General features: G+C 70.2%; 21 protein-coding genes. 11 read left to right on the forward strand and 10 right to left on the reverse strand.

Annotation, left to right across the window (positions count from 1 at the left end; genetic code table 11):
- Nucleotides 1-32: 32 nt before the first annotated feature.
- Entirely contained in the window at nucleotides 33-1,301 is a 1,269-nt protein-coding gene (locus ACH4G3_RS16415; protein WP_397625097.1) for an MFS transporter, read from the reverse strand.
- Between the two features lie 744 nt (nucleotides 1,302-2,045).
- Between ACH4G3_RS16415 and ACH4G3_RS16420 the strand changes: the two genes are divergently transcribed.
- The 3 genes from ACH4G3_RS16420 to ACH4G3_RS16430 all read left to right on the forward strand — a co-directional run bounded on the left by ACH4G3_RS16420 (nucleotide 2,046) and on the right by ACH4G3_RS16430 (nucleotide 4,701).
- A complete protein-coding gene (locus tag ACH4G3_RS16420; protein WP_397625098.1) occupies nucleotides 2,046-3,050 on the forward strand; it encodes a C-terminal binding protein in 1,005 nt (334 codons plus the stop codon).
- The gene (locus ACH4G3_RS16425; RefSeq protein WP_397625099.1) at nucleotides 3,047-4,099 is read left to right on the forward strand and encodes a phosphotransferase family protein; all 1,053 of its coding nucleotides are present in this window, start codon (nucleotides 3,047-3,049) and stop codon (nucleotides 4,097-4,099) included. Before ACH4G3_RS16420 ends, ACH4G3_RS16425 begins: the two co-directional genes overlap by 4 nt.
- A gap of 62 nt (nucleotides 4,100-4,161) precedes the next feature.
- Nucleotides 4,162-4,701: a cupin domain-containing protein gene (locus tag ACH4G3_RS16430; protein WP_397625100.1), complete on the forward strand. Its 540-nt coding sequence runs from the start codon at nucleotides 4,162-4,164 to the stop codon at nucleotides 4,699-4,701.
- 145 nt (nucleotides 4,702-4,846) lie between these two features.
- Here the strand turns inward: ACH4G3_RS16430 and ACH4G3_RS16435 are convergent, their stop codons facing one another.
- Both ACH4G3_RS16435 and ACH4G3_RS16440 read right to left on the reverse strand, forming a co-directional pair.
- Nucleotides 4,847-5,872: a LacI family DNA-binding transcriptional regulator gene (locus ACH4G3_RS16435; protein ID WP_397625101.1), complete on the reverse strand. Its 1,026-nt coding sequence runs from the start codon at nucleotides 5,870-5,872 to the stop codon at nucleotides 4,847-4,849.
- Between the two features lie 357 nt (nucleotides 5,873-6,229).
- A complete protein-coding gene (locus ACH4G3_RS16440; protein ID WP_397625102.1) occupies nucleotides 6,230-7,012 on the reverse strand; it encodes a TIM barrel protein in 783 nt (260 codons plus the stop codon).
- A gap of 302 nt (nucleotides 7,013-7,314) precedes the next feature.
- Here ACH4G3_RS16440 and ACH4G3_RS16445 point away from each other — a divergent pair, with 302 nt between their 5' ends.
- Nucleotides 7,315-10,542 carry a glycosyl hydrolase family 95 catalytic domain-containing protein gene (locus ACH4G3_RS16445; RefSeq protein WP_397625103.1) on the forward strand — a complete coding sequence of 1,076 codons (3,228 nt, stop codon included), beginning with the start codon at nucleotides 7,315-7,317 and terminating at the stop codon, nucleotides 10,540-10,542.
- A gap of 275 nt (nucleotides 10,543-10,817) precedes the next feature.
- On the opposite strand, the gene ACH4G3_RS16450 is transcribed toward ACH4G3_RS16445, so the two are convergent.
- The gene (locus tag ACH4G3_RS16450) at nucleotides 10,818-12,284 is read right to left on the reverse strand and encodes an RNA polymerase subunit sigma-70 (RefSeq protein WP_397625104.1); all 1,467 of its coding nucleotides are present in this window, start codon (nucleotides 12,282-12,284) and stop codon (nucleotides 10,818-10,820) included.
- A 74-nt stretch (nucleotides 12,285-12,358) separates the two neighbouring features.
- On the opposite strand from ACH4G3_RS16450, the gene ACH4G3_RS16455 reads away from it, so the two are divergent.
- Nucleotides 12,359-13,045, forward strand: coding sequence for an NADPH-dependent F420 reductase (locus ACH4G3_RS16455; RefSeq protein ID WP_397625504.1), 687 nt, complete (start codon nucleotides 12,359-12,361; stop codon nucleotides 13,043-13,045).
- Between the two features lie 41 nt (nucleotides 13,046-13,086).
- On the opposite strand, the gene ACH4G3_RS16460 is transcribed toward ACH4G3_RS16455, so the two are convergent.
- On the reverse strand, nucleotides 13,087-13,908 hold the full coding sequence (locus tag ACH4G3_RS16460; protein ID WP_397625105.1) for an SCO6745 family protein: 822 nt from the start codon (nucleotides 13,906-13,908) through the stop codon (nucleotides 13,087-13,089).
- A gap of 51 nt (nucleotides 13,909-13,959) precedes the next feature.
- Nucleotides 13,960-14,163, reverse strand: coding sequence for a hypothetical protein (locus tag ACH4G3_RS16465; RefSeq protein WP_397625106.1), 204 nt, complete (start codon nucleotides 14,161-14,163; stop codon nucleotides 13,960-13,962).
- 164 nt (nucleotides 14,164-14,327) lie between these two features.
- Between ACH4G3_RS16465 and ACH4G3_RS16470 the strand changes: the two genes are divergently transcribed.
- The 5 genes from ACH4G3_RS16470 (at nucleotide 14,328) to ACH4G3_RS16490 (ending at nucleotide 19,398) form a co-directional block, all read left to right on the forward strand.
- Complete coding sequence (locus ACH4G3_RS16470; RefSeq protein WP_397625107.1) at nucleotides 14,328-15,527, forward strand: acetyl-CoA C-acyltransferase; 1,200 nt, start codon at nucleotides 14,328-14,330, stop codon at nucleotides 15,525-15,527.
- Nucleotides 15,528-15,537: 10 nt separating this feature from the next.
- Entirely contained in the window at nucleotides 15,538-16,179 is a 642-nt protein-coding gene (locus tag ACH4G3_RS16475; RefSeq protein WP_397625108.1) for an HAD-IA family hydrolase, read from the forward strand.
- Nucleotides 16,180-16,477: 298 nt separating this feature from the next.
- Nucleotides 16,478-17,122: a TetR/AcrR family transcriptional regulator gene (locus ACH4G3_RS16480; protein WP_397625109.1), complete on the forward strand. Its 645-nt coding sequence runs from the start codon at nucleotides 16,478-16,480 to the stop codon at nucleotides 17,120-17,122.
- Nucleotides 17,123-17,274: 152 nt separating this feature from the next.
- Entirely contained in the window at nucleotides 17,275-18,093 is an 819-nt protein-coding gene (locus ACH4G3_RS16485) for an SDR family oxidoreductase (RefSeq protein ID WP_397625110.1), read from the forward strand.
- A gap of 78 nt (nucleotides 18,094-18,171) precedes the next feature.
- The gene (locus ACH4G3_RS16490; RefSeq protein WP_397625111.1) at nucleotides 18,172-19,398 is read left to right on the forward strand and encodes an acyl-CoA dehydrogenase family protein; all 1,227 of its coding nucleotides are present in this window, start codon (nucleotides 18,172-18,174) and stop codon (nucleotides 19,396-19,398) included.
- 170 nt (nucleotides 19,399-19,568) lie between these two features.
- Here the strand turns inward: ACH4G3_RS16490 and ACH4G3_RS16495 are convergent, their stop codons facing one another.
- A complete protein-coding gene (locus ACH4G3_RS16495) occupies nucleotides 19,569-20,885 on the reverse strand; it encodes an aldehyde dehydrogenase family protein (protein ID WP_397625112.1) in 1,317 nt (438 codons plus the stop codon).
- Between the two features lie 47 nt (nucleotides 20,886-20,932).
- On the reverse strand, nucleotides 20,933-21,637 hold the full coding sequence (locus ACH4G3_RS16500) for a type 1 glutamine amidotransferase domain-containing protein (RefSeq protein ID WP_397625113.1): 705 nt from the start codon (nucleotides 21,635-21,637) through the stop codon (nucleotides 20,933-20,935).
- A 292-nt stretch (nucleotides 21,638-21,929) separates the two neighbouring features.
- Between ACH4G3_RS16500 and ACH4G3_RS16505 the strand changes: the two genes are divergently transcribed.
- Complete coding sequence (locus tag ACH4G3_RS16505; RefSeq protein ID WP_397625114.1) at nucleotides 21,930-22,406, forward strand: MarR family winged helix-turn-helix transcriptional regulator; 477 nt, start codon at nucleotides 21,930-21,932, stop codon at nucleotides 22,404-22,406.
- Between the two features lie 15 nt (nucleotides 22,407-22,421).
- Here the strand turns inward: ACH4G3_RS16505 and ACH4G3_RS16510 are convergent, their stop codons facing one another.
- Together ACH4G3_RS16510 and ACH4G3_RS16515 are read right to left on the reverse strand one after the other, a co-directional pair.
- Nucleotides 22,422-23,042, reverse strand: coding sequence for a TetR/AcrR family transcriptional regulator (locus ACH4G3_RS16510; protein ID WP_397625115.1), 621 nt, complete (start codon nucleotides 23,040-23,042; stop codon nucleotides 22,422-22,424).
- On the reverse strand, nucleotides 23,039-24,334 hold the full coding sequence (locus tag ACH4G3_RS16515; RefSeq protein ID WP_397625116.1) for a PucR family transcriptional regulator: 1,296 nt from the start codon (nucleotides 24,332-24,334) through the stop codon (nucleotides 23,039-23,041). The genes ACH4G3_RS16510 and ACH4G3_RS16515 overlap by 4 nt, the downstream gene beginning before the upstream one ends.
- Between the last annotated feature and the right edge of the window lie 169 nt (nucleotides 24,335-24,503).

The following is a 24,503-nucleotide window of genomic DNA, read 5'->3' on the forward strand; positions in this document are numbered from 1 at the left end:
ACACAGGTGACGGATCTCCAAGGGCCGGCCCGTCAGCGGACCGCGTTGTTGAACAGTGAGGTGCGGACGAAGGCCAGGGCGGCGACGCCCACCAACGGCAGGGCTGTGACCTGCAGCAACCCGGCCCGGCTCCAGCCGAACGAGTCCACCAGGGCGGCGAAGAACAGGCCCGAGAAAGCTGCCGTTCCGTAGTAGCTGGTGACGAAGAGGCCGGAGGCGCGTCCGATCTGCGCGGGACGGACGGCCCGCTGCATCGCGCTGTTGGTGTTCGGATAGATGAAGCCGAGTCCGAAGGCGCCCATGAGGAAGGCGAACACGCACTGCAGGCCGACTCCGGCTTGCGTCGTGTAGATGCACACGCTGACCGCGGAGACGGCCAGCAGGCTCACCATCAGCAGGGTGCGCTGGTTGACGCGGTCGCCGAGCCAGCCGCCGAAGAGGGCCGTCATGCCCCCGAAGCCGAGGAGGCTCATGGCCAGTGCGGCCTGCTCGGGGGTGTAGTGCAGCGAGGTGATGAGGTACGTCGGGTAGAGGCCGAGGAACCCGTAGATGGCCACACCGCTGACGATCGAGTGGATCACCAGCGCGATGGTGTTGCGGTTGTAGGGGGAGGTCGGCATGTACTCGAAGGTCCTGGTCGAGACCGTCTTCTCCACGGAGTGCTCGGTCAGGCCGGTCTTCACGAGGAACAGGGAGGCGGCAGCGATCAGCAGTCCGGCCGCGCCGAACAGATAGAAGGGCGAGTGCCAGGTGCCGTGCGCGTTCATCAGGCGGACGCCGATGAGCGGGGCGATGAACACGCCGAGGGAGTAGCCCACGCCGATGATGCCGAAGGCGAGGCCGCGGCGGTGAGCGAAGAAGGCGCCGACCGCCGCGAAGATGGCGGCGGACTGCATGCCCTCGCCGAAGCCGGAGACGATCCGGTACAGGGTCATGTCGGCGAAGCCGGTCGCCAGCGGTGTGGCCATCGTGCCCAGGGAGTAGATCACGATGCTGACCAGCAGCACGGTCTTGCGGCGGAAGCGGTCCAGCAGGTAGCCGGCGGGCAGGCCTGCCAGGGCCATGCCGAGAGTGAAGTTCGTCGCCAGCAGCCCGCCCTGCTCCAGGGAGAACCCGTACTCCGCGCGGATGGCGGGCAGCAGCGGGGGAAAGACCTGGCGGTCCATCGCGTTGACCATGTAGGAGAGGACCACCAGAAGGAAGCCGACCCCGATCATGACGCGGGAAAGGGAGGGGCGGCTGCTTTCCTGTGCCTCGCCGATGTGCCCTGCACTGGTGTCGACTTGCGCTGCGTGAGTCATAGCGGCTCCTGAGAGGGAATGGGTCGCGGCGTGCCGCGGTGGATCCACCACCGGTACGTTGCGCGTACGGGAGGTGGCGAGAAGCGGTGAGCTGAACACGGACTCGTGCCGGCGACGGCGAAATGCTGCCGAAAAAACCGGCGGATCGGGGGGCGGTAGGCTGCCGCGCGGTCGGACACCGTCTGCGGAATTCAGCCCGACTTCGCCCGTCGGGGACGTCCGTGGCTATGGCGTCTTCGACAGCCGGACATCGTGCGGACACTTGGCGGTCACACGGTCGGCGCTGGCAGAAACCATGAAGGCAAGCACCCGGCGCGTCAAGATGTGGGGAGAGGATTTCTTCGCCGGTAGTCGCTTTCACCAGGAGTATCGGCAATCCGGGCTGTGGCAGAGGCCAGCCGGGAGGATGTCGCCCCAGGAGCACAGGCCGAAACCTTGACGTGCCGCAGAATCCTGGTGCTATCGTTAGCATCACGTGGCTATGACAGATTGATGCGACGCGCCCCGGCCGCTCGTGACCCGTTCCAGGGACGTACCGCGACGCCCGGACCGACCACAAGTCGGCGAGCGCCGGCACCGAACCGAGTTCAGCGAACCCATCCCCTCTCCGCTCCACCTGTGGTGGCCGGCAGTCCCGTCGGACAGGCTGCCGGCCCCTTGCGGGGCGGCGATCACATCGCTCACCGGGCACGATCGGGCCCGACACCCGCCGCTGCCGTACGATTCCTGCGAGGACGACCTGCCATGACTTCACCGAGCCGTTCGGGCACCGTGCTGCTCACCGACTACGCCTGGCCCGACGACTCCGTCGAGCGATCGGTCATCGAGAAGGCGGGCCACACCCTGGTGACGGGCCCCGCCGTACCCGCCTCCGCCGAGGCGATCGAGGAACTGGTCGCCGAGCACCGGCCCGCCGGAATCCTCACCTGCTGGGCACCCGTCTCCGCCACCGCGATCGAATCCGCACCCGACCTGCGCATCGTGGCCAGGCTCGGCGTCGGCCTGGACAACATCGCCGTGGAAGCCGCCACCGAGCGGGGTGCGTGGGTCACCAACGTTCCGGACTACTGCGTCGAGGAGGTCTCCGACCACGCCGTCGGCATGGTGCTCGCCTGGACGCGGGGCCTGGCGGTGTTCGACCGCGAGGTCAGAGCCGGGCGATGGGACCCCGCGAGCGCCCGGCTGCGCCGGCTGTCCACGCTGACCTGCGGCATCGTCGGCTTCGGACGCATCGGACGGTCCACCGCGGCCAAGCTCGGCGCGTTCGGTTGCCGCATCCTGGCCCACGACCCCTTCCCGCCGAAGGACGCCCCGGGGGTGGAGTGGGCGGGCCTGGAGGAACTGCTGCGCCGCAGCGACGTGGTGATCCTCCACGTGCCGCTCACCCCCGGCACGCACCACATCATCGGCGCCGAGCAACTGGCGCTCATGAAGCCGGGCGGCCTGCTGGTCAACGTCAGCAGGGGCCCTCTGGTGGACACCGACGCCGTCGTCAAGGCGCTCGACAGCGGGCACCTCGACTCAGCCGCGTTCGACGTACTGGAATCCGAACCGCACGTGCCCGCCGCGCTGCTGGACCAGCCGGGCGCGCTGATCACCCCCCACGTCGCCTTCTCCTCCGACGCCTCGGTGACGGAGCTGCGCCGCCGCGCAGCCGAAGAAGTCGTACGGATCCTGGCAGGCGAGCCGCCGGCCCACGCCTGCAACAGCCCCCGTGGCCTGACCACCGGGCCGGGTGAGCAGCGATGAGTCCCGCCTCCGTGCAGGCATGTCCGGACCCCGCGCTGTCCGGCTTTCTGACCGCCCACGAACTCGCCGACCCCGGTGAGAGCGCGCGCTGGACCCCGCTCGCCGGCGGTGTCTCGTCCGACCTGTGGCGGGTGGACCTGCCGGGACGCTCCCTCTGCGTCAAGCGCGCACTGGCCCGGCTGAAGGTGGCCGCCGACTGGCAGGCACCGGTGTCACGCAACGCCTACGAATGGGCGTGGATGCGGTTCGCGTCCCGACACCGACCGGAGACTGTGCCGGAGCTCCTCGCCCACGACCCCGGAGCCGGCCTCTTCGCCATGGCGTATCTGCCCCCCGAGCGATACCCGATGTGGAAGGCCCAACTGCTCCGCGGCGAGGTGGACGTGGCGACCGCGGCGGCCGTCGGAGAGGCACTCGGCATGCTGCACGCGGCGAGCGCGGGCGACGCGTCCCTGGCCGCCGAGTTCGCCACCGACGACAACTTCCACGCACTGCGCATCGAGCCGTATCTGCTCGCCACCGCGGCCGCCCACCCGGCCCTCAGCGACATCTTGCACAGCCTCGCCGAGCGCACGACCACCACCCACCTGGCCCTGGTTCACGGTGACGTCAGCCCCAAGAACATCCTCGTCGGCCCGTCGGGTCCCGTGCTGCTGGACGCCGAGTGCGCCTGGTACGGAGACCCGGCCTTCGACCTCGCCTTCTGCGTCAACCATCTGCTCCTGAAGAGCCTGGTGCTGCCCGGGCACCGAGCCGGCCTCCTGCGGTCCGCGCGCACGTTGGCCGAGGCATACGTCCGGTGCGTCGACTGGGAGCCCCGGCCCGCCATCGAGGCACGGGCCGCGTCCCTGTTGCCCGCACTGCTGCTCGCGCGCGTGGACGGCAAGTCCCCGGTGGAGTACCTGACGCAGGACCGGCACCGGCGGTTCGTCCGCACGGCGGCATCCGCCCTGCTCCGGGCACCGGCCCCGACGGTGGAGGACACGCTGGACGCGTGGACCACCGCGCTGACGACCCTGACCGAGCCCGGCACCGACCGGCCCGACTGACCGACCGGCCCGACTGACCGACGGGTTCGACGCATCCGGCGGACCCGACCGAGGAGAGACACATGCGCAGAGTCGTCACCGGCCATGACGAGGACGGAAGGTCGGTCGTCGTCAGCGACGGCCCTGTTCCGCGCAGCCGCGAGTTCACCAGCCTGCCGGGCTGGGTGTCCCGCCTGCCGTGGGCCACCGACCCCGGCGAACCGGTCAGCCGGTCGGGGGAGGACCCCACGCCGAAGGTGACCAGCCTGCTCCCGGCCCCAGGCGGCACACGGTTCATCGTGCTGACCTTCCCGCCGGACACCGCGATGGCCGACCCGGCCTTCGACCCCGTCGCCTTCGACCGGGAGCAGCGGGCCGACTCGCCCGGCATCGCGGAACTCATCGAGCCCGGCGGCATGCACACCACGCCGACCGTCGACTACGGCATCGTGCTGCAGGGCGAGATCGTCCTCGAACTCGACGACGGCCACCAGACCCGGCTCTCGGCAGGGGACATCGTGATCCAGAACGGGACCCGCCACGCCTGGCGCAATCACGGCGACCGACCGACCACGATGGCCTTCGTCCTCGTCGGCGTCCCGCACGACGGCGAACGAGCCTGACAGGTTTCTCGCCCCAGGGGCTCGTGCAGAGGGCTGGTCGGGGCTGGCCGGCTGTGAACACCGGCGTCCGCGGCGAGCCCTCCGTACGACGGAGGACCGACTGACGCGACAGCGTCACTCCAACCGGGCGCGCCCGGGGCAGGGTTCAGCGGGGCGGTGCGGTCGTTCCCCGGACGACGAGGTGGGGGGCGATGATCTGTTCTCCGGCAGGGATCCGGTCGCCATCCAGGCGCGCGACGGCCCGGGCGACGGCGAGTGCGGCGAGGCGAGGGATGTCCTGGCCGACGGTGGTGAGGTTGATGTGGGCGAGGCGGGCCAGGTGGCTGTCGTCGAAGCCGACGACGGAGATGTCACCGGGGACCGCGATGTCGCTGCGGAGCAAGATGTCGAGGACACCGGTCGCACAGCGGTCGTTGAAGGCCAGCACGGCAGTGGGGCGAGGCCGGGCCGCCGACAGGGTTCGGGCGGCCGCGGCGCCTTCCTCCTCGGTCAGCCCGCCGGGCAGGACTCGGATGTGGTCACCCAGGCCGTGGCGGTTCATGGCGGTGCGGTAGCCGCGGCGCCGGTCGGCAGCGCCCGGGGCCCGGCCGCCGTCGATGTGGGCGATGTCGCGGTGACCCAGCCCGACGAGGTGGTCCACCGCCTGGCGGGCTCCCTTGTCGTCGGCGGTCCGTACGACCTCCAGGCCCGGGACGGCCGGTCGCAGCCGGCGGGCCACGGAGACGACCGGCAACTGCCCGGCGAGTTCCGCCAGCCGTGCGGCGGGGACCTGCGGGCCGAGCAGGATCAGCGCCTCGCAGCGATCGGCGAGCAGCGTATCGACGGCGCGCTGCTCGCCGCGCCCGGCGGTCACGGCGCTCAGCGCGATCTGGTACCCGGCCGGTTCGGCCGCCGCGTAGATGCCCTCCACCAGGTCGGTGTGGAACGGATGCTGGATGCCGAACTGCACCCCGAGCAGTCGCGAACGGTGGCTGCGCAGCAGTCGCGCGCGGGCATCCGGGCGGTAACCGATCTCGCGCGCGGCCTCCTGGACGCGCTCACGGGTGGCGGCGCTGGCGCCCTTCGCCCCGCGCATCACAATGGAGACCAGCGCCGTGGACACCCCTGCCCGTGCCGCCACGTCGGCGAGCGTCGGCCGCTTGCCGTCGGGGGCCGCCGGGGTCGTCGGCACTGTGTCCTCCCTGGTCGGGGGTCGTATCTTGGGCACCGATTGTAAAACGTTCTAGCCCGACGCTGGGACGGAGGAGTGGTGCCCGGGGCCGGCGAGGCCACCGGAGGGATGCGGATCGCTGCCCAGCGCATCTGCTCACCGGCTGCAGCCCCCGCCGCCCCGGTCTCGGGCAGCGCGGGGCAGGGGCCATCGGTTCGGCTGCGCCACGATGGGGATAGCGCGCCGACGGGGTGGATCTCGTCGGGGCGGAGGCCGGTCTCGATCGCAGGCCGGCAGCGGCAGATCTCGCGGCTGTGGTGGTGGCGATTGCGATGGTGCGTGGGTGCGAGGCGGACGGATGTCCCGCGGCCGCTGCTGTCAGAGAGTGAAGGCGGCCCGGAAGCGCTCTAGCGCGGCCTCGCTGTCGCCGGAGGCCCACGCCTCCATGGCGACGGTGCCCTCGTAACCGATGTCGGCCAGCGTCCGGGCGATCGCCGGGTAGTTGATCTCTCCCGTGCCGGGTTCGCAGCGGCCCGGTACGTCCGCGACCTGGATCTCCCCGATGAGTCCTGCGCCGTGGGCCTTGCGGACGAGTTCGATCAGATTCCCCTCGCCGATCTGGGCGTGGTAGAGGTCCAGGTTCATGCGCAGCCCCGGCCGGTTCACGGCGGCGACCAGCGCGAGGGTGTCGGCGGCCTTCGCGAAGGGCACGCCGGGGTGGTCGACCGCGGTGTTGAGGTTCTCCAGGGTGAAGGTGACCCCGGCGTTCTCGCCGAGCTCGGCGATCCGTGTGAGGGTGCGCTGCGCGGCCGTCCACATCGCGTCGGTGGGTTCCGCGTGCACCGGCGCCACGGGCAGCCCCTGGCCGTCCAGTCCGGTTCCGTGGAGGTTCAGCCGGGTGCAGCCCAGGTGCTCGGCGGCCTTGAGCGACTCCTCGGCCGTGCGCAGCAGTTCTGCGGCGCCGTCCTCGTCGGTGAGGGTGCCGCTCACGTACCCCGTCATGGAGACGAACTCGGCGGGAGTCCGGGCGAGGGCGTCGAGGTCGTGCTTCGTCCAGTCCCAGATCTCGACCTGGAAGCCGGCCTCATGGAGACGCCGGGAGCGCTCCTCGATCGGCAGGTCGCGGAAGACCATCTCCGCGCAGACCGCCAGTGCGTACATCGCGGCTCTCCTCTCTCCGGACGTCCGGAGACTAGAACGTTCTACACATCAATGAGCAGTACGCCAGCCGTCGCGGGGCTGTGTCAAGTGTTGGGTGGGAGAGGTTGCTATAACGTTCCAGTAGTCGGTCCTGGACGTCGAGTGGTTGAGACCGTTACCGGCGAGGATCGGCATGGTGCTCATCAGGCGCTCCGATGGAAGCCCTGAACGCACGCCTCTAGACATCCGATCTATCTTGCGGGAAGTATGACCGCGCCCCCAAGTACGTCGATGTCCCTGGTACTCCCTCTGCCAAAGAACCGATGAATGGGTCGGGAGATCTGTCTGTGAGCCATGAATCCGAACCTCAGCGTCGAAGCGTCCTCAAGTTCGGCGGTGCGCTCGCCTTCGCACCTGTGGTCACTCAGCTGACCGGCACAACTCCCCTCGGACAGGCCGTTGCCGCAGGGACCGACGCGTCGGCGGCCGTCCGGTGGCCGACTGTGTCGCGCAAGGCGCTGAAGTATTCGGTCCCCGCCGTGGACTGGCAGTCGCAGGCCCTGCCGATCGGCAACGGCCGCCTCGGCGCCATGCTCTTCGCCGATCCCTACGAGGAACGCATCCAGTTCAACGAGCAGAGTCTCTGGGGCGGCGTCAACAACTACGACAACGCCCTCGCGGGTAAACCGGACAGTGCTTTCGACACCGGCATGACCGGTTTCGGCTCGTACCGGAACTTCGGTGACGTCGTCGTCACCTTCGCTCCCCGTGCGAAGGTCACGGACCCCGGGGGGCCGTACCGCACCTCCGCGTCCGAGGGAGTCGACAAGACGTACGACGGCAACACGGGTACCAAGTGGTGCATCGTGGGACCCGGCTCGAAGGTGCAGTGGCAGGTCGAGCTCCCCGCCCCCGTCGCAGTCGCGTCCTACCGCCTGACCAGCGCCAACGACGTGCCGCAGCGCGACCCGCAGCAGTGGACGTTCTCCGGCTCCGCCGACGGAGTCACCTGGACCACGCTGGACAGCCGCACTCTGGCGACGCCCTTCGAAAGCCGTTTCCAGACCAAGGAGTTCACCTGCACCGACACCGCGGCCTACCGGTTCTACCGGTTCGACTTCGTCCCCAAGGCAGGGGTCAGCCACTTCCAGGTGAGCGAGATCGGTCTGTCCGGGGTCGACCTCGGCGCGGCCGGCTCGATGTACCTGTCGTCGCCGAGCGGGCACTCCGAGGGGGCCGGTGCCGGGGCCGGATCCCGGGCCACGGACATCTCCGCTTCGGTGGACCGCGATCCGGCTTCGGTCTGGCGGGTCGACGCCCTCGCACCGGCGGTCGTCTGGCAGGCCGACCTGCCCCGCGCGGTGGTCGTCACCTCGTACACGCTGACGGCCGCCCCTGACCACCCGCAGAAGGACCCCCGGCGATGGGTACTGGAGGCGTCGCAGGACGGAAGTGCCTGGGTCACCCTCGACACCCAGAACCCCGGGGCCCCCTTCGCCGGCCGCGGCGAGACCCGGACCTTCCGGGTCACCAACAGCACCGCCTACCGCGCCTACCGGCTCACGTTCAGCCCCGGCGAGTCGTCCACCGGTTTCCAGATCGCCGAAGTCGCCCTGGAAGGCAGAGACTTCGACACACGCACGCAGCGCGTGGTCGTCGACTACCAGCGCACACTCGACTTCATGAAGGGGGTTCACGTCACCCGCTTCGGCGCGCCGGGAAGCCGGGTCCTGAGGGAGGCTTTCGCCAGCCGGTCCGCGGACGTCATGGTCTTCCGGTACACGTCCGACAACGCCCGGGGACTCTCCGGAACGATCTCGCTGACGTCCGCGCAGGACAAGGCCCCGACGACGGTCCACGCCGACGCCCGCCGGATCGCCTTCAGCGGTGTCATGGACAACGGCCTCAAGCACGCGTGCACCGTCCAGGCCGTGCACACCGACGGCGACTTCCGCGCCGACGGATCGGTGCTCCGGTTCAGCAACTGCACGACCCTGACCCTGCTCCTGGACGCCCGCACCGACTACAAGCTCGACGCCGCCGCCGGATGGCGAGGCGCCGATCCGGAACCGGTCGTCGCCAGGACACTCGACAAGGCGGCCACCCGGTCCTACGACGAACTGCGCGACACGCACACCGCCGAGACGCGCGCCCTCATGAACCGTGTGTCGGTCGCCTGGGGCACCTCCGACGACTCCGTCCTCGCCCTGCCGGCCAACGCCCGGCTGGCGCGCTACGCGGCGGGCCGACAGGACCCGGCACTCGAACAGTCGATGTTCCACTACGGCCGCTACCTGCTGATCAGTTCCTCGCGCCCGAACGGCCTGCCCGCCAACCTCCAGGGCCTGTGGAACGACAGCAACCAACCGGCGTGGGCATCCGACTACCACACCAACATCAATGTCCAGATGAACTACTGGGGAGCCGAGACGACGAACCTGCCGGAGTGCCATGAGGCACTCGTCAGGTTCATCGAGCAGGTGGCCGTGCCCAGCCGCGTGGCGACCCGGAACGCCTTCGGCAAGGACACGCGGGGCTGGACCGCCCGCACCAGCCAGAGCATCTTCGGCGGCAACGCGTGGGAGTGGAACACCGTCGCCAGCGCCTGGTACGCACAACACCTGTACGAGCACTGGGCGTTCACCCAGGACCTGGTCTACCTCCGCACCGTCGCCTACCCGATGATCAAGGAGATCTGCGAGTTCTGGGAGGACCACCTCAAGGAGCGCGAGGACGGACTCCTCGTCGCGCCGAACGGCTGGTCCCCCGAACACGGGCCGCGCGAGGACGGCGTCATGTACGACCAGCAGATCATCTGGGACCTGTTCCAGAACTACCTCGACTGCGAGGCCGCGCTCGAAGCGGATCCCGGTTACCGCGCCAAGGTCGCGGACATGCAGGCACGCCTGGCACCGAACAAGATCGGCCGGTGGGGCCAACTGCAGGAGTGGCAGGAGGACATCGACAGCCCGACGGACATCCACCGCCACACCTCACACCTCTTCGCGGTCTACCCGGGCCGCCAGATCACCCCCAGGACCCCCGATTTCGCAGCCGCCGCCCTCGTCTCGCTCAAGGCACGGTGCGGCGAGAAGGAAGGCGTCCCGTTCACCGCCGCGACGGTGTCGGGCGACAGCCGCCGCTCGTGGACCTGGCCCTGGCGGGCGGCCCTCTTCGCCCGCCTCGGTGACGGGCAGCGCGCCCGGATCATGCTGCGCGGACTGCTGACCTACAACACGCTGCCCAACATGTTCTGCAACCACCCGCCCTTCCAGATGGACGGCAACTTCGGCATCTCGGGCGCCGTGGCGGAGATGCTCCTGCAGAGCCACGACGGCGTCATCCACCTGCTGCCCGCCCTGCCGGACGACTGGAAGGCCGAGGGCTCCTTCACCGGGCTCCGCGCCCGTGGCGGCTACGAGGTCAGCTGTGAGTGGCGGGACGGGAAGGTGACGTCCTACAAGATCGTGGCCGACCGGGCGCGCAACCGCAGGAAGGTCACCGTGCGGAGCAACGGCGTCGACAGGAAGGTGAAGCCGGCCAAGCCCTGACGGCGGCACCGGCTCGCTGCCACGGCAGCAGGCCGACGGCCGCCCGCCGCCCGCCGCCCGAAGGGGAGCGGACCGTAGGCACGGCCGGTGGAGTCGACATCCGGGCGGAGCCGCGCCGACGCCTCTGACCTGACGCGATCTGATCGTGCCGCCGGCATCGGCGTCCGCACGAGCGCGGGGCCAGGCGCCGTGGCGATGGCCGCCCCGCCCCGCGACGACCCTGGCGACCACCGCGACAGGCGCGCCACCGCGCAGCGCGAGCGTCCACACCGGGACTACTCCGTGCCGTCCGCCGGCAGGCGCTCCGGCACCCCGAGCCGTGGGAACTGGTCGTCGTGGAACGTGACGATCTCGCTGATCGCCCCGCCGGTGACGCGCAGGACGTCGATCGTCAGCGGCAGGTACGCGCCCTCCTGCTCCCGCCAGAGGTAGAAGGCGACGGCGGGCTGCCGGTTCACGGAGGTGAGGACGGCGCGCAGGCCCTTCATGCCCTCGAAGCCGCTCTCGACCCAGTCGTTCACCACCGCGTCGCGGCCGACGTACAGGCCCGGCGTGGGCGGCATCGAGCACCGGACGTCGTCCCGCAGCATCGCGGCGAGCGCCGGGATGTCCGTGGCCACGCTGGCGTCGGTGTAGCGGCGCACCAGCTCGCGCGTCCCGGCGTCCTCTTCGCTGCCGGTCCAGTCCTGCCGCTCGGTGGGCAGGTGCTCCCGCATGCCGGCGCGGGCACGCTGCAGGGCGCTGTTCACGGAGTTGACGGAGTCCCCGAGGAGCTCGGCGACGTCCTTCGCCGGCCAGCCGACCACGTCCCGCAGGATCAGCGCGGCCCGCGGGCGCGGCGCGAGGTGCTGGACTGCGACCAGGTACGCCAGCTCGATCGTCTCCCGCGCGACGGCGACGGTCTCCGGCTCGTCGGCGTCGCCCGCGGGCAGCTCGTCGAGCAGCCGGTCAGGGTAGGGCTGCAGCCACAGCACCTCGCCGCCGGTCGCGGGCTCCGGGCGGCGTTTGGCGAGCAGGTCCAGGCAGGCGTTGGTGGCGATCCGGTACAGCCAGGCCCGGAACGTCGACCGCCCCTCGAAGGTCTCCCGCCGCCGCCAGGCACGGAGGAACGTTTCCTGCACGGTGTCCTCGGCGTCATCGAACGACCCCAGCATCCGGTAGCAGTGCACGTGCAGCTCCCGCCGGTGCCGCTCCGCCAGCCCCGAGAACGCCGACTCGTCGACCTCGCCCAGACCGCTCACGCCCAGCTCCTCCAGCCGTGTGTCCGCACTCATCACGTCATCCTTCCGCCTCGTCGTGCCCCGTCGTAGGTGTGACGGGTGCGGGCGTGAAAACTCATCACCGGGGTCGGTCGGATGGCTGAGCGGTTTCGACGTGGTGGAGAGCGAGGACGGTCTGCAGGCTGCTTCCTGGGCGGCCATCACGTCATCGCCGTGCTCGAAGGCCCACGCTCCGACGGCGTCGATGGGCGCCAGCAAGGTCCGGCCCAGAGCCGTGAGCCGGTACTCGACCCGTGATGGTGCGCCGGGGTCCGCCTGCCGTTCGACGAGTCCGTTGAACTGCAGTCGGCGCAGTGTCTCGGTGAGGACCTTGGAGCTGATGCCCCCGATCCGCTGCCGTAATTCGACCGGCCGCCTGGGGCCGTCGCGCAGTGCCCAGATCACCACGGCGTTCCAGGTGTTGGAGAGCAGGTCGAAGGCGAGGCGGGCGCGGCAGTCGGCGAGGAATGCGTCGGTCGTCACGTACCGAATGGTGCCTGAACGGCTCTCTAGCGTCGGTGTGAACGGTCGAAGCAGGTGCGGAGAGGGACGGCATGATGAGAATCGGTGTACTGGGCACGGGCAACATGGCCGACGCGCTCGCCACCCACTGGGTGCGAAGCGGGCACGAGGTGATGATCGGGGGACGGGACGCACTCAAGGCGGAGCGGCTCGCGACGCGCATCGGAGGCAGCGCGAAGCCTGCCGGTCTGCGCGCGGCGGCCGAGTACGGTCAGGTGGTTCTGGCAGCGCTGCCCTTCGGGGCAGGAGCGGACGTGGCGCGGGAGCTGCACGCGGTCCTGGAGGGCAAGGTGCTGCTCGACTGCTCCAACCCGGTCGGGCCGGGCTTCCGGCTGCTGACGGAAGGAGGCCCCTCAGCCGCGCAGCACCTTGCCGCGGCGGCACCGGGCGCCCACGTGGTCAAGGCTTTCAACCTCTGCCACGAGGACGTGTGGCGCATGCGGCCGCCCGTCTTCGATGGGCGGCCACTGGCTGTTCCGGTCTGCGGGGACGATGAGGCGGCCCTCGCGCGGGTACGCGAGTTGGTGCGGGACGTGGGCTGCGAACCCGTGGCCGGCGGCGGTCTCGAACGCGCGGGACTCCTGGAAGCGACCGCCGCGCTGTTCATCTCCCTGTGGGTCGGCGAGGGGGCGGATGCGCAAGCAATCGCACCTCCGCTGGCATACGCGGCCGGACCGGGCCACCAGCAAACGGAAGGCGGCACGGGAGCGCTCCGCGGCTGATTCTCGTGCTCATCCTGCGAGACAGTGAGCTGAGGGCCCGGTCAGCCCAGCTTGAGGAGGCCGGCTTCGACGACGGCACGGCCGAAGGGGCTCGCGAGTTCGGCGAGACGCTCACAGCCGGCGTCACCGAGGGCGGCGTAGGCGGGAAGGGCCAGACGGTCGGTGCGGTCCTCGATGTGCCGGCGCAGGAGTACGCCTTCCGGGCTGAGGGAGTCGCCGTCCAGGAGACCTCGCTCGCGCAGGCGCTCCTGGGTGCCGGCCCACTCCTCCTCGGGCCATGCACGGCTCGCCTTGAGGAAGTCGACGGGGACCTCACCGGTCGCAGCGTGCAGAATCAGCGCCTCCAGGCCTCCGACACCCTCGCTCAGCAGGCATGCGACATGGCCGTCGCCCCGGAACTCCCGGAGCAGTGTCTGGGCATGCCACAACTGCAGCACCGGCTCCTCCGGCCACGGCAGTGCGGCGTGCGCCGCGAACAGCGGGCGGCCCTGCGCGTGCTCGCAGGCCGCCTCGGCAGCCCGGCGGGTCAGCGCCAGCACCTCGTCCACGCCCGGCAACTCGTGGATTCCCGCCCGTCGCAGGGCTTCGCCCGCCGCGGCGTACCGCACGTCCAGCACCTGCTGCGGCGTCGCCGCGTCCCAGGCCCCGTCGACGGCCTGCCGTACGACATCGGGGTTGAAGTTGTAGAAGGTCGAGATGACCAGCTCGGCGGAAGCCCGGCCGAATGCGGCGCTCCTGGAAGCGAAGTACCCGGCGCGACCGCTCAGGCCGAGGTCCGCGTACCGTCGCCTTGCCTCGGGAACGAAGTAGATCATGCCGTGGACGGGCTCGAGACGGCGCCAGGCCGCGCGGGCGGTCTGCATCGGGTCACCTCTTCGGAGAGTGGACGAGCGGGACATTCGCAGGGGAATTCACTACGTGCCGTGGGCTTGCAGGTGTTCGAGCAGCAGGCGGCTCAGTGTTTCGGACGCCTCCTCGGGGATCCAGTGGCCGACGCCCTGGAGAGTCTCGAACCGGTACGGCCCGTTGACCCGCAGCAGCGCTGGGCGGCCCTCGGGCGGACCCGCCGCGATCGCGTCGAACACGCCCGCACCCGTGCGGATGCTCAGCTGAGTCACGACCCACCTCTTCGTACCGACTGGTCGGTACCCTCCAGGCGAGAGGGCGGACTGTCAAGAGCTGGGCATGGTTGAACCTGACGCCGGATTCAATTATAACCGGCGGAAGGCCGGTCACCGGCTCCACCCGGACGAACCGGGCCAACGGGAAGCAGTGAGGCGACATGAGGGAAGCAGTCATCGTTTCGACGGCACGCACGCCGATCGGAAAGGCCTATCGCGGCGCGTTCAACGACACCCAGGCGCAGGAACTCGCCGCCCATGCCCTTTCGCACGCGGTGCAGCGGGCCGGGCTCGAGGGGGGCGAGGTCGAGGACGTGATCTTCGGCTGCGCCGTGCAGCAAGGGTCCTCGGGTTTCAATGTCGCGCGTCAGGCTGCTCTGCGCGCCGGACTTCCGGACGTCGTGTCGGGGATGACGATCGACCGGCAGTGCTCGTCGGGCCTGATGGCCATCGCGACGGCCGCCAAGCAGATCGTCACGGACGGCATGCAGGTCGCCGTCGGAGGCGGTGTCGAGTCGATCTCCCTGGTGCAGAACGACCACATGAACACCCACCGCATGGCGGATCCCTGGCTGGTCGAGCACCAGCCGAGCATCTACCTGCCGATGCTGCACACGGCGGAGATCGTCGCCGAACGCTACGGGGTGAGCCGGGAACGCCAGGACGAGTTCGCGCTGGTGTCACAGCAGCGCACCGCGGCGGCGCAGGAGGCCGGCCGCTTCAACCAGGAGATCGTCGCGCTCGACAGCGTGAAGAAGGTTCTGGACAAGCAGTCCGGGCAGGTGCGGGAAGAGGCCGTGAACCTGACTCGCGACGAGGGCAACCGCGCGTCGACGACGCTCGAGGGGCTGGCCGGACTGGCGCCGGTGCTGTCCGACGGTGAGGTGAGCGCGCGTTCCAGCGTCACGGCGGGCAACTCCTCGCAGTTGTCGGACGGGGCTTCGGCGTCCGTGCTGATGGAGTCGAAGGAGGCCGAACGCCGCGGACTTCAGCCACTGGGCGTCTACCGGGGTATGACCGTTGCCGGTTGCGGGCCGGACGAGATGGGCATCGGCCCGGTGTTCGCCATTCCGAAACTGCTCAAGCAGCACGACCTCACCGTCGACGACATCGGCCTGTGGGAACTCAACGAGGCCTTCGCCTCCCAGGCGCTGTACTGCCGGGACGAACTGCACATCGACCCGGAGCGGTTCAACGTCAACGGCGGCGCCATCTCGGTCGGTCATCCCTACGGAATGACCGGTGCCCGGCTGGTGGGGCACGCCCTCATCGAGGGCAAGCGCCGCGGTGTTCGGTATGTGGTGATCTCGATGTGCGTCGGGGGCGGCATGGGCGCAGCCGGCCTGTTCGAGGTTGCCTGAGGTGCCGCGCGTGACGGACAGGGCGCGAACCGCCGTCCTCGTGGACTTCGGCGGTGTCATCACCTCCAGTGTGCTGCGGGCCTTCACCGACTTCGGCGCCTCCCTCGGCGTCGATCCGCGCCTGCCACTGGACCTCCTCGCCCGGGATGAGGCATCTCGCACCCTCCTGGCCGACCACGAGTGCGGCCGCATCGACGCCGAAGCATTCGAGCAGGGTTTCGCCGAACGGCTCCGTGCGCACGGTGCCGACGTGGCGGCCGAGGGGCTCACGGCCCGTATGCAGGCGGGCATGTCCATCGACCAGGACATGCTCGCGCTGCTCGCTGATCTCCGAGCCGCCGGCCGTCCCGTCGCGCTCGTGTCCAACTCGTTCGGTACCGGAACCTATGACGGCGTCGAACTCGCGTCCCTCGCCGACGTGATCGTCATCTCCGCCGAGGTCGGGATCCGCAAGCCCTCCCGGCGGATCTACGCGATCGCCTGTGAACGCCTCGGCATCGACCCCGAGCAGGCGGTCATGATCGACGATCTGCGCCAGAATCTCGACGGAGCGGCACGGATCGGAATCGGGGGAGTACTGCACACCAGCGCCGCCGACACCCGCCGCCAGCTCGCCGAACGCTTCGGAATCACTGGAAGGCGCCGCCCATGACCAGCGCTCTCGATCCCGTGTGCCGCCACACGGCCGCCATCCCCGACCACATCGCACTGCGCGGCGCCTCGTCCGGTTCGTCGACGCGCTGCCCAAGGGCCCGACCGGGAAGATCCTCATGCGGTCCATCGACCGTACGGCTCTCGCCCCGCGACACGGCGCTCGCCGAGGCCGCCCGGCGCCCGCCGCGACTGAGCCTCCGCCCTCCGCGTTCGTGATTGTGGTGTCGGATTCAAGTACAGTTCCCGGGATGGAGAGTACTGCGCCCGAGGAGATCGACGGCGAGCAGGCGCCGCCCATGGCGCCCCTGACGCACCTTCGTGAGCCCCCCACGACGAAGCGCGGAGCGCGGACCCGGGCCGCTCTGGTGAAGGCCGCTCGGAAGGTGTTCGAACGGGACGGCTACCTCGACACGCGCCTGACCGACATCACCAAAGAAGCTCAATGCGCGGCGGGATCCTTCTACACCTACTTCGCCAACAAGGAAGAGGTGCTTGCCGCCGTCCTCCTGGAGGCGCAGGAGGACATGATGCACCCCGGCATGGCCCGGGTGGAGGGCACCGACGATCCCCATGCGGTACTCGAGGCGAGCAATCGCGCGTACCTCGAGGCGTACAAGCGGAACGCGAAGCTGATGGGCCTGCTCGAACAGGTCGCCCAAGTGGAGCCGGAGTTCCGTGAGTTCCGGCGCCGGCGCGCCGACGCGTTCATCCGCCGCAATGCCCGTGGCATCGCCGACCTGCAGGCGCGGGGGGTCGCGGACCGTGAGGTCGATCCGATGATGGCCTCCCGTGCGCTGTCGGGCATGGTCAGCGTCATGGCTTACAACGCCTTCGTGCTCGGCGAACGGCAGGAGGAAGGTCCGCCGGTGGATTTCGAGGAGCTCGTGTCCACGGTGACCCGGCTCTGGGCGAACGCCCTCCGCTTTCCCGGCCACCGCTGATCCGCCTGCCTCGTAGCCGCTCATCCCCCTGGGGGTGGGCGGCTTTTTCCATGTGGTCCATGTAGGTCCATGTGGTCAGGTATTGAACTTGACGTCGGATTCAATTATACAGGTCGGACGCATCGCACGCCCCGTAACGGAGAGGGTCCGCTGTGGACGTTGCACGAAGAGTCGCCATCGTCACCGGTGGTGGCGCAGGCATAGGCGGCGCGCTGGCCGCACGGCTCGCTCGCGGGGGAGCCCGGGTCGTCATCGCAGACCTCGACGCGGACAGCGCGCGGGCGGTGTCGGAGGCAGTCAACGCCGACCGTCCGGGAAGCACCGTCAGCGCCGGCGCGGACGTGTCGGACGCGGAGCAGATCCAGCAGTTGGTCGACCTGGCGGAAAGCACCTTCGGCCCGGTCGATCTCTACTTCGCGAACGCGGGCATCGCCGGGGCGCCCGGCCTCGAAGCGAGCGAGCAGGACTGGGACCGCTCGATCGACGTCAACCTGCGAGCCCACATCCGTGCCGCGAAGCTGCTGGTACCGGGGTGGCTCGAGCGCGGTGAGGGCTACTTCGTCAGCACGGCTTCGGCCGCCGGACTGCTCACCCAGATCGGCTCCGCCACGTACGCCGTCACCAAGCACGCGGCCGTCGCCTTCGCCGAATGGCTGAGTGTCACCTATGGCGATCGCGGGGTCCGTGTCAGCTGTCTGTGCCCGATGGGCGTGAACACCAGGCTGCTGCTCTCCGGGGAGGACTCCGGGGACGCGCTGGGAAGAGCAGCGACGCGGGCCGTCACCTCCGCCGGTGACGTCCTGGAGCCGGCCGAAGTCGCCGACGCCGTCCTGGCCGCCGTCGAGGACGAGCGCTTCCTCATCCTGCCGCACGAAGACGTTCTTGAGATGTACCGGCAGAAGGGCTCCGACTACGACCGGTGGCTGCGCGGGATGCGCCGCTACCAGAGCTCCCTGCTGGCGCAGACGTGACCGGCGTGCCGCCGGGCGAGCTCGTTGTGGATGCCGCTGTCGCTCCCGACTTTCCCTCCCTACCCTTCAGGAGTTCGGATGTCCCTGTTTGAGATGTCGGACCGCGCCAAGAAGTACCAGGCGGATCTGCTCGAGTTCATGGATGAGCACATCTACCCCGCCGAGGCGGTGTACCACGAGCAGATGCGCGCGTCGGGTGACCCGCACTTCCACCCGCCGATCCTTGAGGAACTCAAGGCGGAGGCGCGCAGGCGTGGACTGTGGAACCTCTTCCACCCGCACCCGGAGTGGGGCCCCGGTCTGACGAACCTCGAGTACGCGCCGCTGGCGGAGATCATGGGCCGCAGCCACATCGCCTCCGAGGCGTGCAACTGCAACGCGCCCGACACCGGCAACATGGAGGTGCTCACGCTGTTCGGCACCGACGAGCACAAGGAGAAGTACCTCAAGCCCCTCCTCGACGGAACCATGGCCTCGGCGTTCGCGATGACCGAGCCGCGTGTCGCCAGCTCCGACGCGACCAACATCGAGCTGCGGATGGAGCGCGACGGGGACGCGTACGTGCTCAACGGCCGCAAGTGGTTCGCCTCGAACGCGATGCACAAGAACTGCAAGGTGCTCATCGTGATGGGCAAGACCGACCCCACGGCGGCACCGCATCGCCAGCAGTCGATGATGGTCGTCCCGATCGACGCCCACGGAGTCACCGTGGTCCGCAACCTCCCGGTGTTCGGGTACGCCGATCGCGAGGGTCATGCGGAGATCGTCTTCGAGAACGTGCGGGTGCCGGCCAAGGACGTGCTCAAGGGTGAGGGCGAGGGTTTCGCGATCAGCCAGGCCCGGCTCGGGCCCGGTCGTATCCACCACTGCATGCGGGCCATCGGCGCGGCCGAGCGGGCACTGGAACTGATGTGCCGGCGCGCACAGTCACGGGTGACCTTCGGCAGCCCGGTCGCGGAACGGTCCAACATCCAGGACTGGATCGCGGAAGCGCGTATCGACATCGAGATGATCCGCCTGCTCACGCTCAAGGCCGCGTACCTCATGGACACGGTCGGGAACAAGGAAGCGCGCACCGAGATCGCGGCCATCAAGGTGGCCGCCCCCGAGATCGCGTTGAAGATCGTCGACCGCGCGATCCAGGTGCACGGGGGAGCGGGAGTGACCGACGACTTCCCCTTGGCGATGATGTACGCGCATCTGCGGACACTGCGGCTGGCGGACGGACCCGACGAGGTGCACAAGCGGGCCATCGCCAGGCAGGAACTGCGGCAGTACCGCGAGGCGGCGACGGCGGTGAGCTGAGAGGAGCCGAGGCATGGCCGGTCTGCCAGAGGTCCTGGCCTTGGACGAGATCGGTCCGGACCGGTTCCGGTCACCTGCTGGGCACCGCGCGGCTGCTGGGACGGCGACGGGGAAGCGTCCCTGTCGCCGCCCGTGCCAGCCGTCCCTGACCGGCGTTGACCACCCGTTCGTCACAGGGGCTTGGCGAGGACGGCCTTGCGGTGGCTGAAGGTCTCGATGGAGTAGCGGCCGTGGTAGCTGCCCATGCCGCTCTCCCCGACGCCCCCGAACGGCAGGTCGGAGACGGTGAGATGGGCCAGCGGCAGGCCGAACCCCAGGCCGCCGGAGGAGGTTTCGGCGGCGAGCCGCTCCCGGGTGGTGTCGGAGTCGGTGAACGCGTACAGGGCCAGCGGCTTTTCGCGGTCGTTGATGAAGTCGATGGCCTCGTCGAGACCGGCCACCTCGACGATGGGGAGGATCGGGCCGAAGATCTCCTCCTGCATCACGGGCGCGTCCGGTGACACCTCGGCCAGGATGGTCGGCGCGATGTACTTCGTCGCGCGGTCGTGTGCGCCACCGGTGACCTGACGGCCGGAGTCCAGGAGAGCGGTCAGCCGGTCGAAGTGGCGTTCGTTGACGATACGGCCGTACTCCGGCGAGGCGGCGGGGTCGGACCCGTACAGCCCCTCGACGGCCTTGGCCAGGGCGGCTTCCAGGGCACGCCCGGTCTCGGGGTCGGTGAGGACGTAGTCGGGCGCGACGCAGGTCTGCCCGGCGTTGAGGAACTTGCCGGCCGCGAGGCGGGCGGCGACGGTGTCCAGGTCGGTGTCCCGGTCCACGAACACCGGGGATTTTCCGCCCAGTTCGAGGGTGACGGGCGTGAGGTGCCGGGCGGCCGCGGACATCACGATGCGGCCGACCGTGCCGTTGCCGGTGTAGAGGATGTGGTCGAAGCGCTGCTCGAGCAGGGCAGTGGTCTCCGGGACCCCGCCTTCGACCACGGCGACCGCGTCGGTGTCGAGGTACTGCGGCACGAGACGGGCGAGGGCGGCGGAGGTGGCCGGGGCCAGTTCGCTGGGCTTGGCGACCACCGCGTTGCCCGCGGCCAGGGCACCGGCCACCGGGGCCAGCAGCAGCTGCGCCGGGTAGTTCCAGGGGGCGATGACCAGTACGACTCCCAGGGGGTCGTACTGCGTCCAGGCACTCGCCTCGCCGATGAACGCCGGCACGGGGGCCGGTTCGGGGCGCAGCCACCCGTCGAGATGCTCCAGGGTGTGGTCGATCTCGCGTATGACGAAGTCGATCTCCGTGCGGTACGCCTCGGTGGAGCTCTTTCCCAAGTCGGCGTGGAGCGCCGCGGCGAAGGTCTCCCCCTGCTCGGTGAGCAGGGTACGCAGCCGGGACAGCTGCTCGGTGCGCCAGGCCACGGGCTTGGTCCTGCCGGCGCGGAAGGTGGCGCGCAGCCGGGCGACGAGCTCGGCGGGCTGCTCGGGCGCGTGATGGTTCATGGTTCCCTCACAGGTGCGGTAGGGCGGAAGGGGGGGGCGACGGGGGATCAGCCGCGGTTCAGGGCGTCGATGAGGTTCCGGGCGAGCCGCGCCGAGGAGGCGGGGTTCTGACCGGTGTGCAGATTGCGGTCCGCCACGACGTGCTCGCTGAACGGGTCCGCGACTTGGAAGTCGGCCCCCAGTTCCACCAGGCGGTCCTCGAGCAGCCACTTGGCCTTGTCGGCGAAGCCGGCTGCGGTCTCCTCGGCGTTGGTGAAGCCGGTCATGCGGTAACCGGCGAACGGCCAGCTGCCGTCCTCGCGCCGGGCGGCGAGCAGGGCCGCCGGGGCGTGGCACAGCACCGCGAGCGGCTTGCCGGAGTCCAGCGCCTCGGTGAGCAGGCGGCCGGAGCCGGCATCCACGGCGAGGTCCTCCATGGGGCCGTGGCCACCGGGGTAGAGGACAGCCGCGTACGCGTCGAGGTCGACCTCTTCGAGCTTGACCGGGTTCTCCAGGTCGGCGCGGATCGCGGCCAGGTACGCGGCGATGGCATCGGACTGCTCCTTGCCGCCGGTGGACTCGGCGGCGAGGCTCACGGCGTCGACGGTGGGAGCGACGCCGCCGGGGGTGGCGATGGTGACGTCGAACCCGGCCTCGCGCAGCAGCCGGTGCGGTGTGGCGAGTTCCTCGGCCCAGTAGCCGGTGGCGTGGCGGGTGCCGTCGGCGAGCGTCCAGTGGTCGGCGCCGGTGACGACGAACAGAACTGCGGTCATGACTGTCTCCTTCGAACTGCGCGCGGGTCGCGTGGTTGGGGGGTGTGTCCGGCGGGGTGCCGGTGGTGGGGCGGGCGGCGGTCGGTCAGGCAGCGGCGGTGGCAGTGGCCGGCTCCGTCGCGGGCGGGTGTTCCGTACGGGGCGCCGACTGCCCCTGCTTGAGGCCGGCCAACGAGGGACCCGACGGCGGACTGGCTGGCGGTTAGATGCTTGATGCAGCCAAGCAATGACAGTGACGGTAGACCTCGAAGGTTGAGGACGTCAAACTTTGAGCTTGTCCTACACTTGAGGCATGGCCCACACCTCCGCCCTGCCCGCCGCACGCTCCGCTGCGCAGGACAGCGACCCTGACCACGACGCACTCATGGAGCGCCTGGCACGGGCTGCCGCCGGTTACTACCGGGACCTGACAGCGGCGGCCGCACTGCACGGGCTCACCATGACGCAGGCCAAGTTGCTCATCCTGCTCCGGCGGCAACCGCTGCCCATGCGCGCCCTCGCGGGGAGGCTGGCCTGCGACGCCTCCAACATCACCGGACTCGTCGACCGGCTGGAGGCGCGTGGACTGGTCGCCAGGCACGCCGACGCGGCCGACCGGCGGATCAAGAACGTGGTCGCCACCGAAGAGGGACGGGAGGCGGTCCGCCTCATCCGCGCCGACATGCGGGGCACCTCGGAAGCCTTCGCGCGTCTGGACGAGGAGGGGCGCCGCAGTCTCCACGAGCTACTGGGACGCCTGCACCCCGAGGACACGCAGGAGACAACCTGATCGAGGCCGGGCGTTTCAGCCGGGCGGTACGGACAGGTGGATCAGAATGCCGCACACCTCGTCCACGATCTCCTGGGCCTCCGTCTCGTCCTCGCAGTCGCCCAGCTCGCGTGCCGCCCCGCCGATCACGGTGGTGAGCACTCTCACCCGGACCCGGCCGGCACGTCGCCTCTCGTCCACCTCCAGGAGCCGGGCGTTGCGCCGTACCCACGCGCGGTCCCACTGGCGGCGCAGCGCGTCGAAACCCGTGGGGCCGTCATCCTCCACGAGGAGTCTGCCGAACCGCCGGTTGTCCCAGGCGCCCTCCAGGTACGCCCTGGCTCCCGCCACGAAAAGGGCGATGGGGTCGTCCACGCCACGGCCGCGCTCGGCGGCCAGCGTGGCCGCGGTCCGGCGCTCCTGTGCCTCCCGGAACTCCTCCCAGAGAGCGAGGTAAAGCCCTCGCTTCCCGCCGTAGTGCTGGAAGAGGCTGCCCACCGGGATGCCGGAGCGCGCCGCGATCTCGGTGAGACCGGCGTCGGCGTAACCGCGCTCGGTGAACACCTCCAGCGCGGCGTCCAGAAGCGCACTCCGGACGGTTCCGTTCTGGCCGGTGGGTGCCTCCTCGGTCCCCGCGGACTCCACGATGCCGCTCACTGGTGATCCCCGCCTTCCCCGGCCCCGTCGCGGATGGCGAGGGCGACCAGCAGTTCCAGGAGGTCGGCGATCCGGCGCGGATTGCGACCGGTGCGTTCCTCGATCCGGCGCAACCGGTAGTGCGCCGTGTTGTGGTGTATCCGCAGCCGGTCGGCGGCCAGCCGCAGGTTGAGGTCGGCCTCCGCGAAGGCCCGTACGGTGGCCGCCAGCGTGTCGCCACGTCTGCGGTCCTCCTCCAGCAGCGCACGCACCCGGGGATCGACCAGCTGGCGGGCGAGGTCGTCGGCGCGCAGCGCCAGGTAGTCGAAGGGGGACAGACGCGGCAGTGCCGCCACCCCGCCCCCGCCCGGCACGAGGTCGAGGGCGGCCCGCGCCTCCTCGTAGGCGCGCGGCAGCTCGCCGGCGCCCTCGGCGACTGTGCTGATGCCCATGGAGAGCATGGTTCCCTCGCGCGCGAGCCGCCGCTGCACCGCCTCGAAGTGGGCACAGATGTCCTCCGCGTCCATGCCGGTGCGGACCACGGGCACGGCCACCACCTCGCCGTGGCGCACGACGACCAGGGTCCGGCCGGCCCAGGGCCCGGCGACGCCGATGGACGCGCTGGTCGCGTAACCGTGCTCGGCCGAGGTGAGGTCGCCGGTGCGCGTGTCGCCTACGCACACCGCCACGACCGCCATCATCGGCGAATGCGGCCCGATGCCGTACGCCTGCGCCGCGGCGAGCAGCGGACCGCGCGTCGGTGCCGCGCCGGCCAGGAGCTGGTCCAGGAGATCCCGGCGCTCCCGGTCCGCGTCGGCGACCACGTGCTGCTGGTACTCGACATAGGCCTGCGCGGCATGCGTGCTGGCGAAGTCGACGTACCGCATCAGCGGTGTGACGAGGGACAGCGCGGCCTGCTGTGCCTCGGCGGACGTGCCCGCGCAGTCCAGCAGCACGTCCCACAACACCTGCCGGCCGACCCGGAAGGCACTGATCCAGTCCTCCAGGGCGAACCCCGCGCGTGCTCTGCGCATGGCCGCCGCGCGGCTGAAGACCAGGTCCTCGGGGGCGATGTCCCGGCCGCCGGCCAGCGCCGCCAGCTGCATCCGGTAGTGCGTGAGGACCTGGTCCCGTACGTCGTCGAAGAACCGCTCGTCCTGCAGCGCGTACGACGGGATCTCCGTGCGCATCACCGCGACGGCGGAATCCGCCACGTCCTCGAGCCGGTCCTGGACGGAGTGCAGGATCCGGTGCCGCTCCCGGCTGAGCGGGTCGGAGAGTGCGGGGGCGCTCGGGGCGGGTCCGCGAGACATGGCGCCGATCGTCGCTGCCCTTCTCGTGTCCCGTCAACAGGCTCGGCGGGCGATGTACCGGGGGAGCTGGGCGCGGCGCACAAGTCGGTGGCCGCGAAGTTGGGTGCTCGCGCCCAATGTGCGCTCGGAAGGCCCCCACCTACTGTGACGCTCGCCCACCCCCCAGCAC

Origin of the sequence: Streptomyces afghaniensis (assembly GCF_044327915.1) — a bacterium.
Taxonomy (GTDB): Bacteria; Actinomycetota; Actinomycetes; order Streptomycetales; family Streptomycetaceae; genus Streptomyces; species Streptomyces afghaniensis.

What these genes read in the sequence shown, in the direction of transcription:
- ACH4G3_RS16415 (WP_397625097.1), bottom strand. Translation starts at nt 1,301, where the DNA reads ATGACTCACGCAGCGCAAGTCGACACCAGTGCAGGGCACATCGGCGAG.
- ACH4G3_RS16420 (WP_397625098.1), top strand. Translation starts at nt 2,046, where the DNA reads ATGACTTCACCGAGCCGTTCGGGCACCGTGCTGCTCACCGACTACGCC.
- ACH4G3_RS16425 (WP_397625099.1), top strand. Translation starts at nt 3,047, where the DNA reads ATGAGTCCCGCCTCCGTGCAGGCATGTCCGGACCCCGCGCTGTCCGGC.
- ACH4G3_RS16430 (WP_397625100.1), top strand. Translation starts at nt 4,162, where the DNA reads ATGCGCAGAGTCGTCACCGGCCATGACGAGGACGGAAGGTCGGTCGTC.
- ACH4G3_RS16440 (WP_397625102.1), bottom strand. Translation starts at nt 7,012, where the DNA reads ATGTACGCACTGGCGGTCTGCGCGGAGATGGTCTTCCGCGACCTGCCG.
- ACH4G3_RS16445 (WP_397625103.1), top strand. Translation starts at nt 7,315, where the DNA reads ATGAATGGGTCGGGAGATCTGTCTGTGAGCCATGAATCCGAACCTCAG.
- ACH4G3_RS16455 (WP_397625504.1), top strand. Translation starts at nt 12,359, where the DNA reads ATGAGAATCGGTGTACTGGGCACGGGCAACATGGCCGACGCGCTCGCC.
- ACH4G3_RS16460 (WP_397625105.1), bottom strand. Translation starts at nt 13,908, where the DNA reads ATGCAGACCGCCCGCGCGGCCTGGCGCCGTCTCGAGCCCGTCCACGGC.
- ACH4G3_RS16470 (WP_397625107.1), top strand. Translation starts at nt 14,328, where the DNA reads ATGAGGGAAGCAGTCATCGTTTCGACGGCACGCACGCCGATCGGAAAG.
- ACH4G3_RS16480 (WP_397625109.1), top strand. Translation starts at nt 16,478, where the DNA reads ATGGCGCCCCTGACGCACCTTCGTGAGCCCCCCACGACGAAGCGCGGA.
- ACH4G3_RS16490 (WP_397625111.1), top strand. Translation starts at nt 18,172, where the DNA reads ATGTCCCTGTTTGAGATGTCGGACCGCGCCAAGAAGTACCAGGCGGAT.
- ACH4G3_RS16495 (WP_397625112.1), bottom strand. Translation starts at nt 20,885, where the DNA reads ATGAACCATCACGCGCCCGAGCAGCCCGCCGAGCTCGTCGCCCGGCTG.
- ACH4G3_RS16500 (WP_397625113.1), bottom strand. Translation starts at nt 21,637, where the DNA reads ATGACCGCAGTTCTGTTCGTCGTCACCGGCGCCGACCACTGGACGCTC.
- ACH4G3_RS16505 (WP_397625114.1), top strand. Translation starts at nt 21,930, where the DNA reads ATGGCCCACACCTCCGCCCTGCCCGCCGCACGCTCCGCTGCGCAGGAC.
- ACH4G3_RS16515 (WP_397625116.1), bottom strand. Translation starts at nt 24,334, where the DNA reads ATGTCTCGCGGACCCGCCCCGAGCGCCCCCGCACTCTCCGACCCGCTC.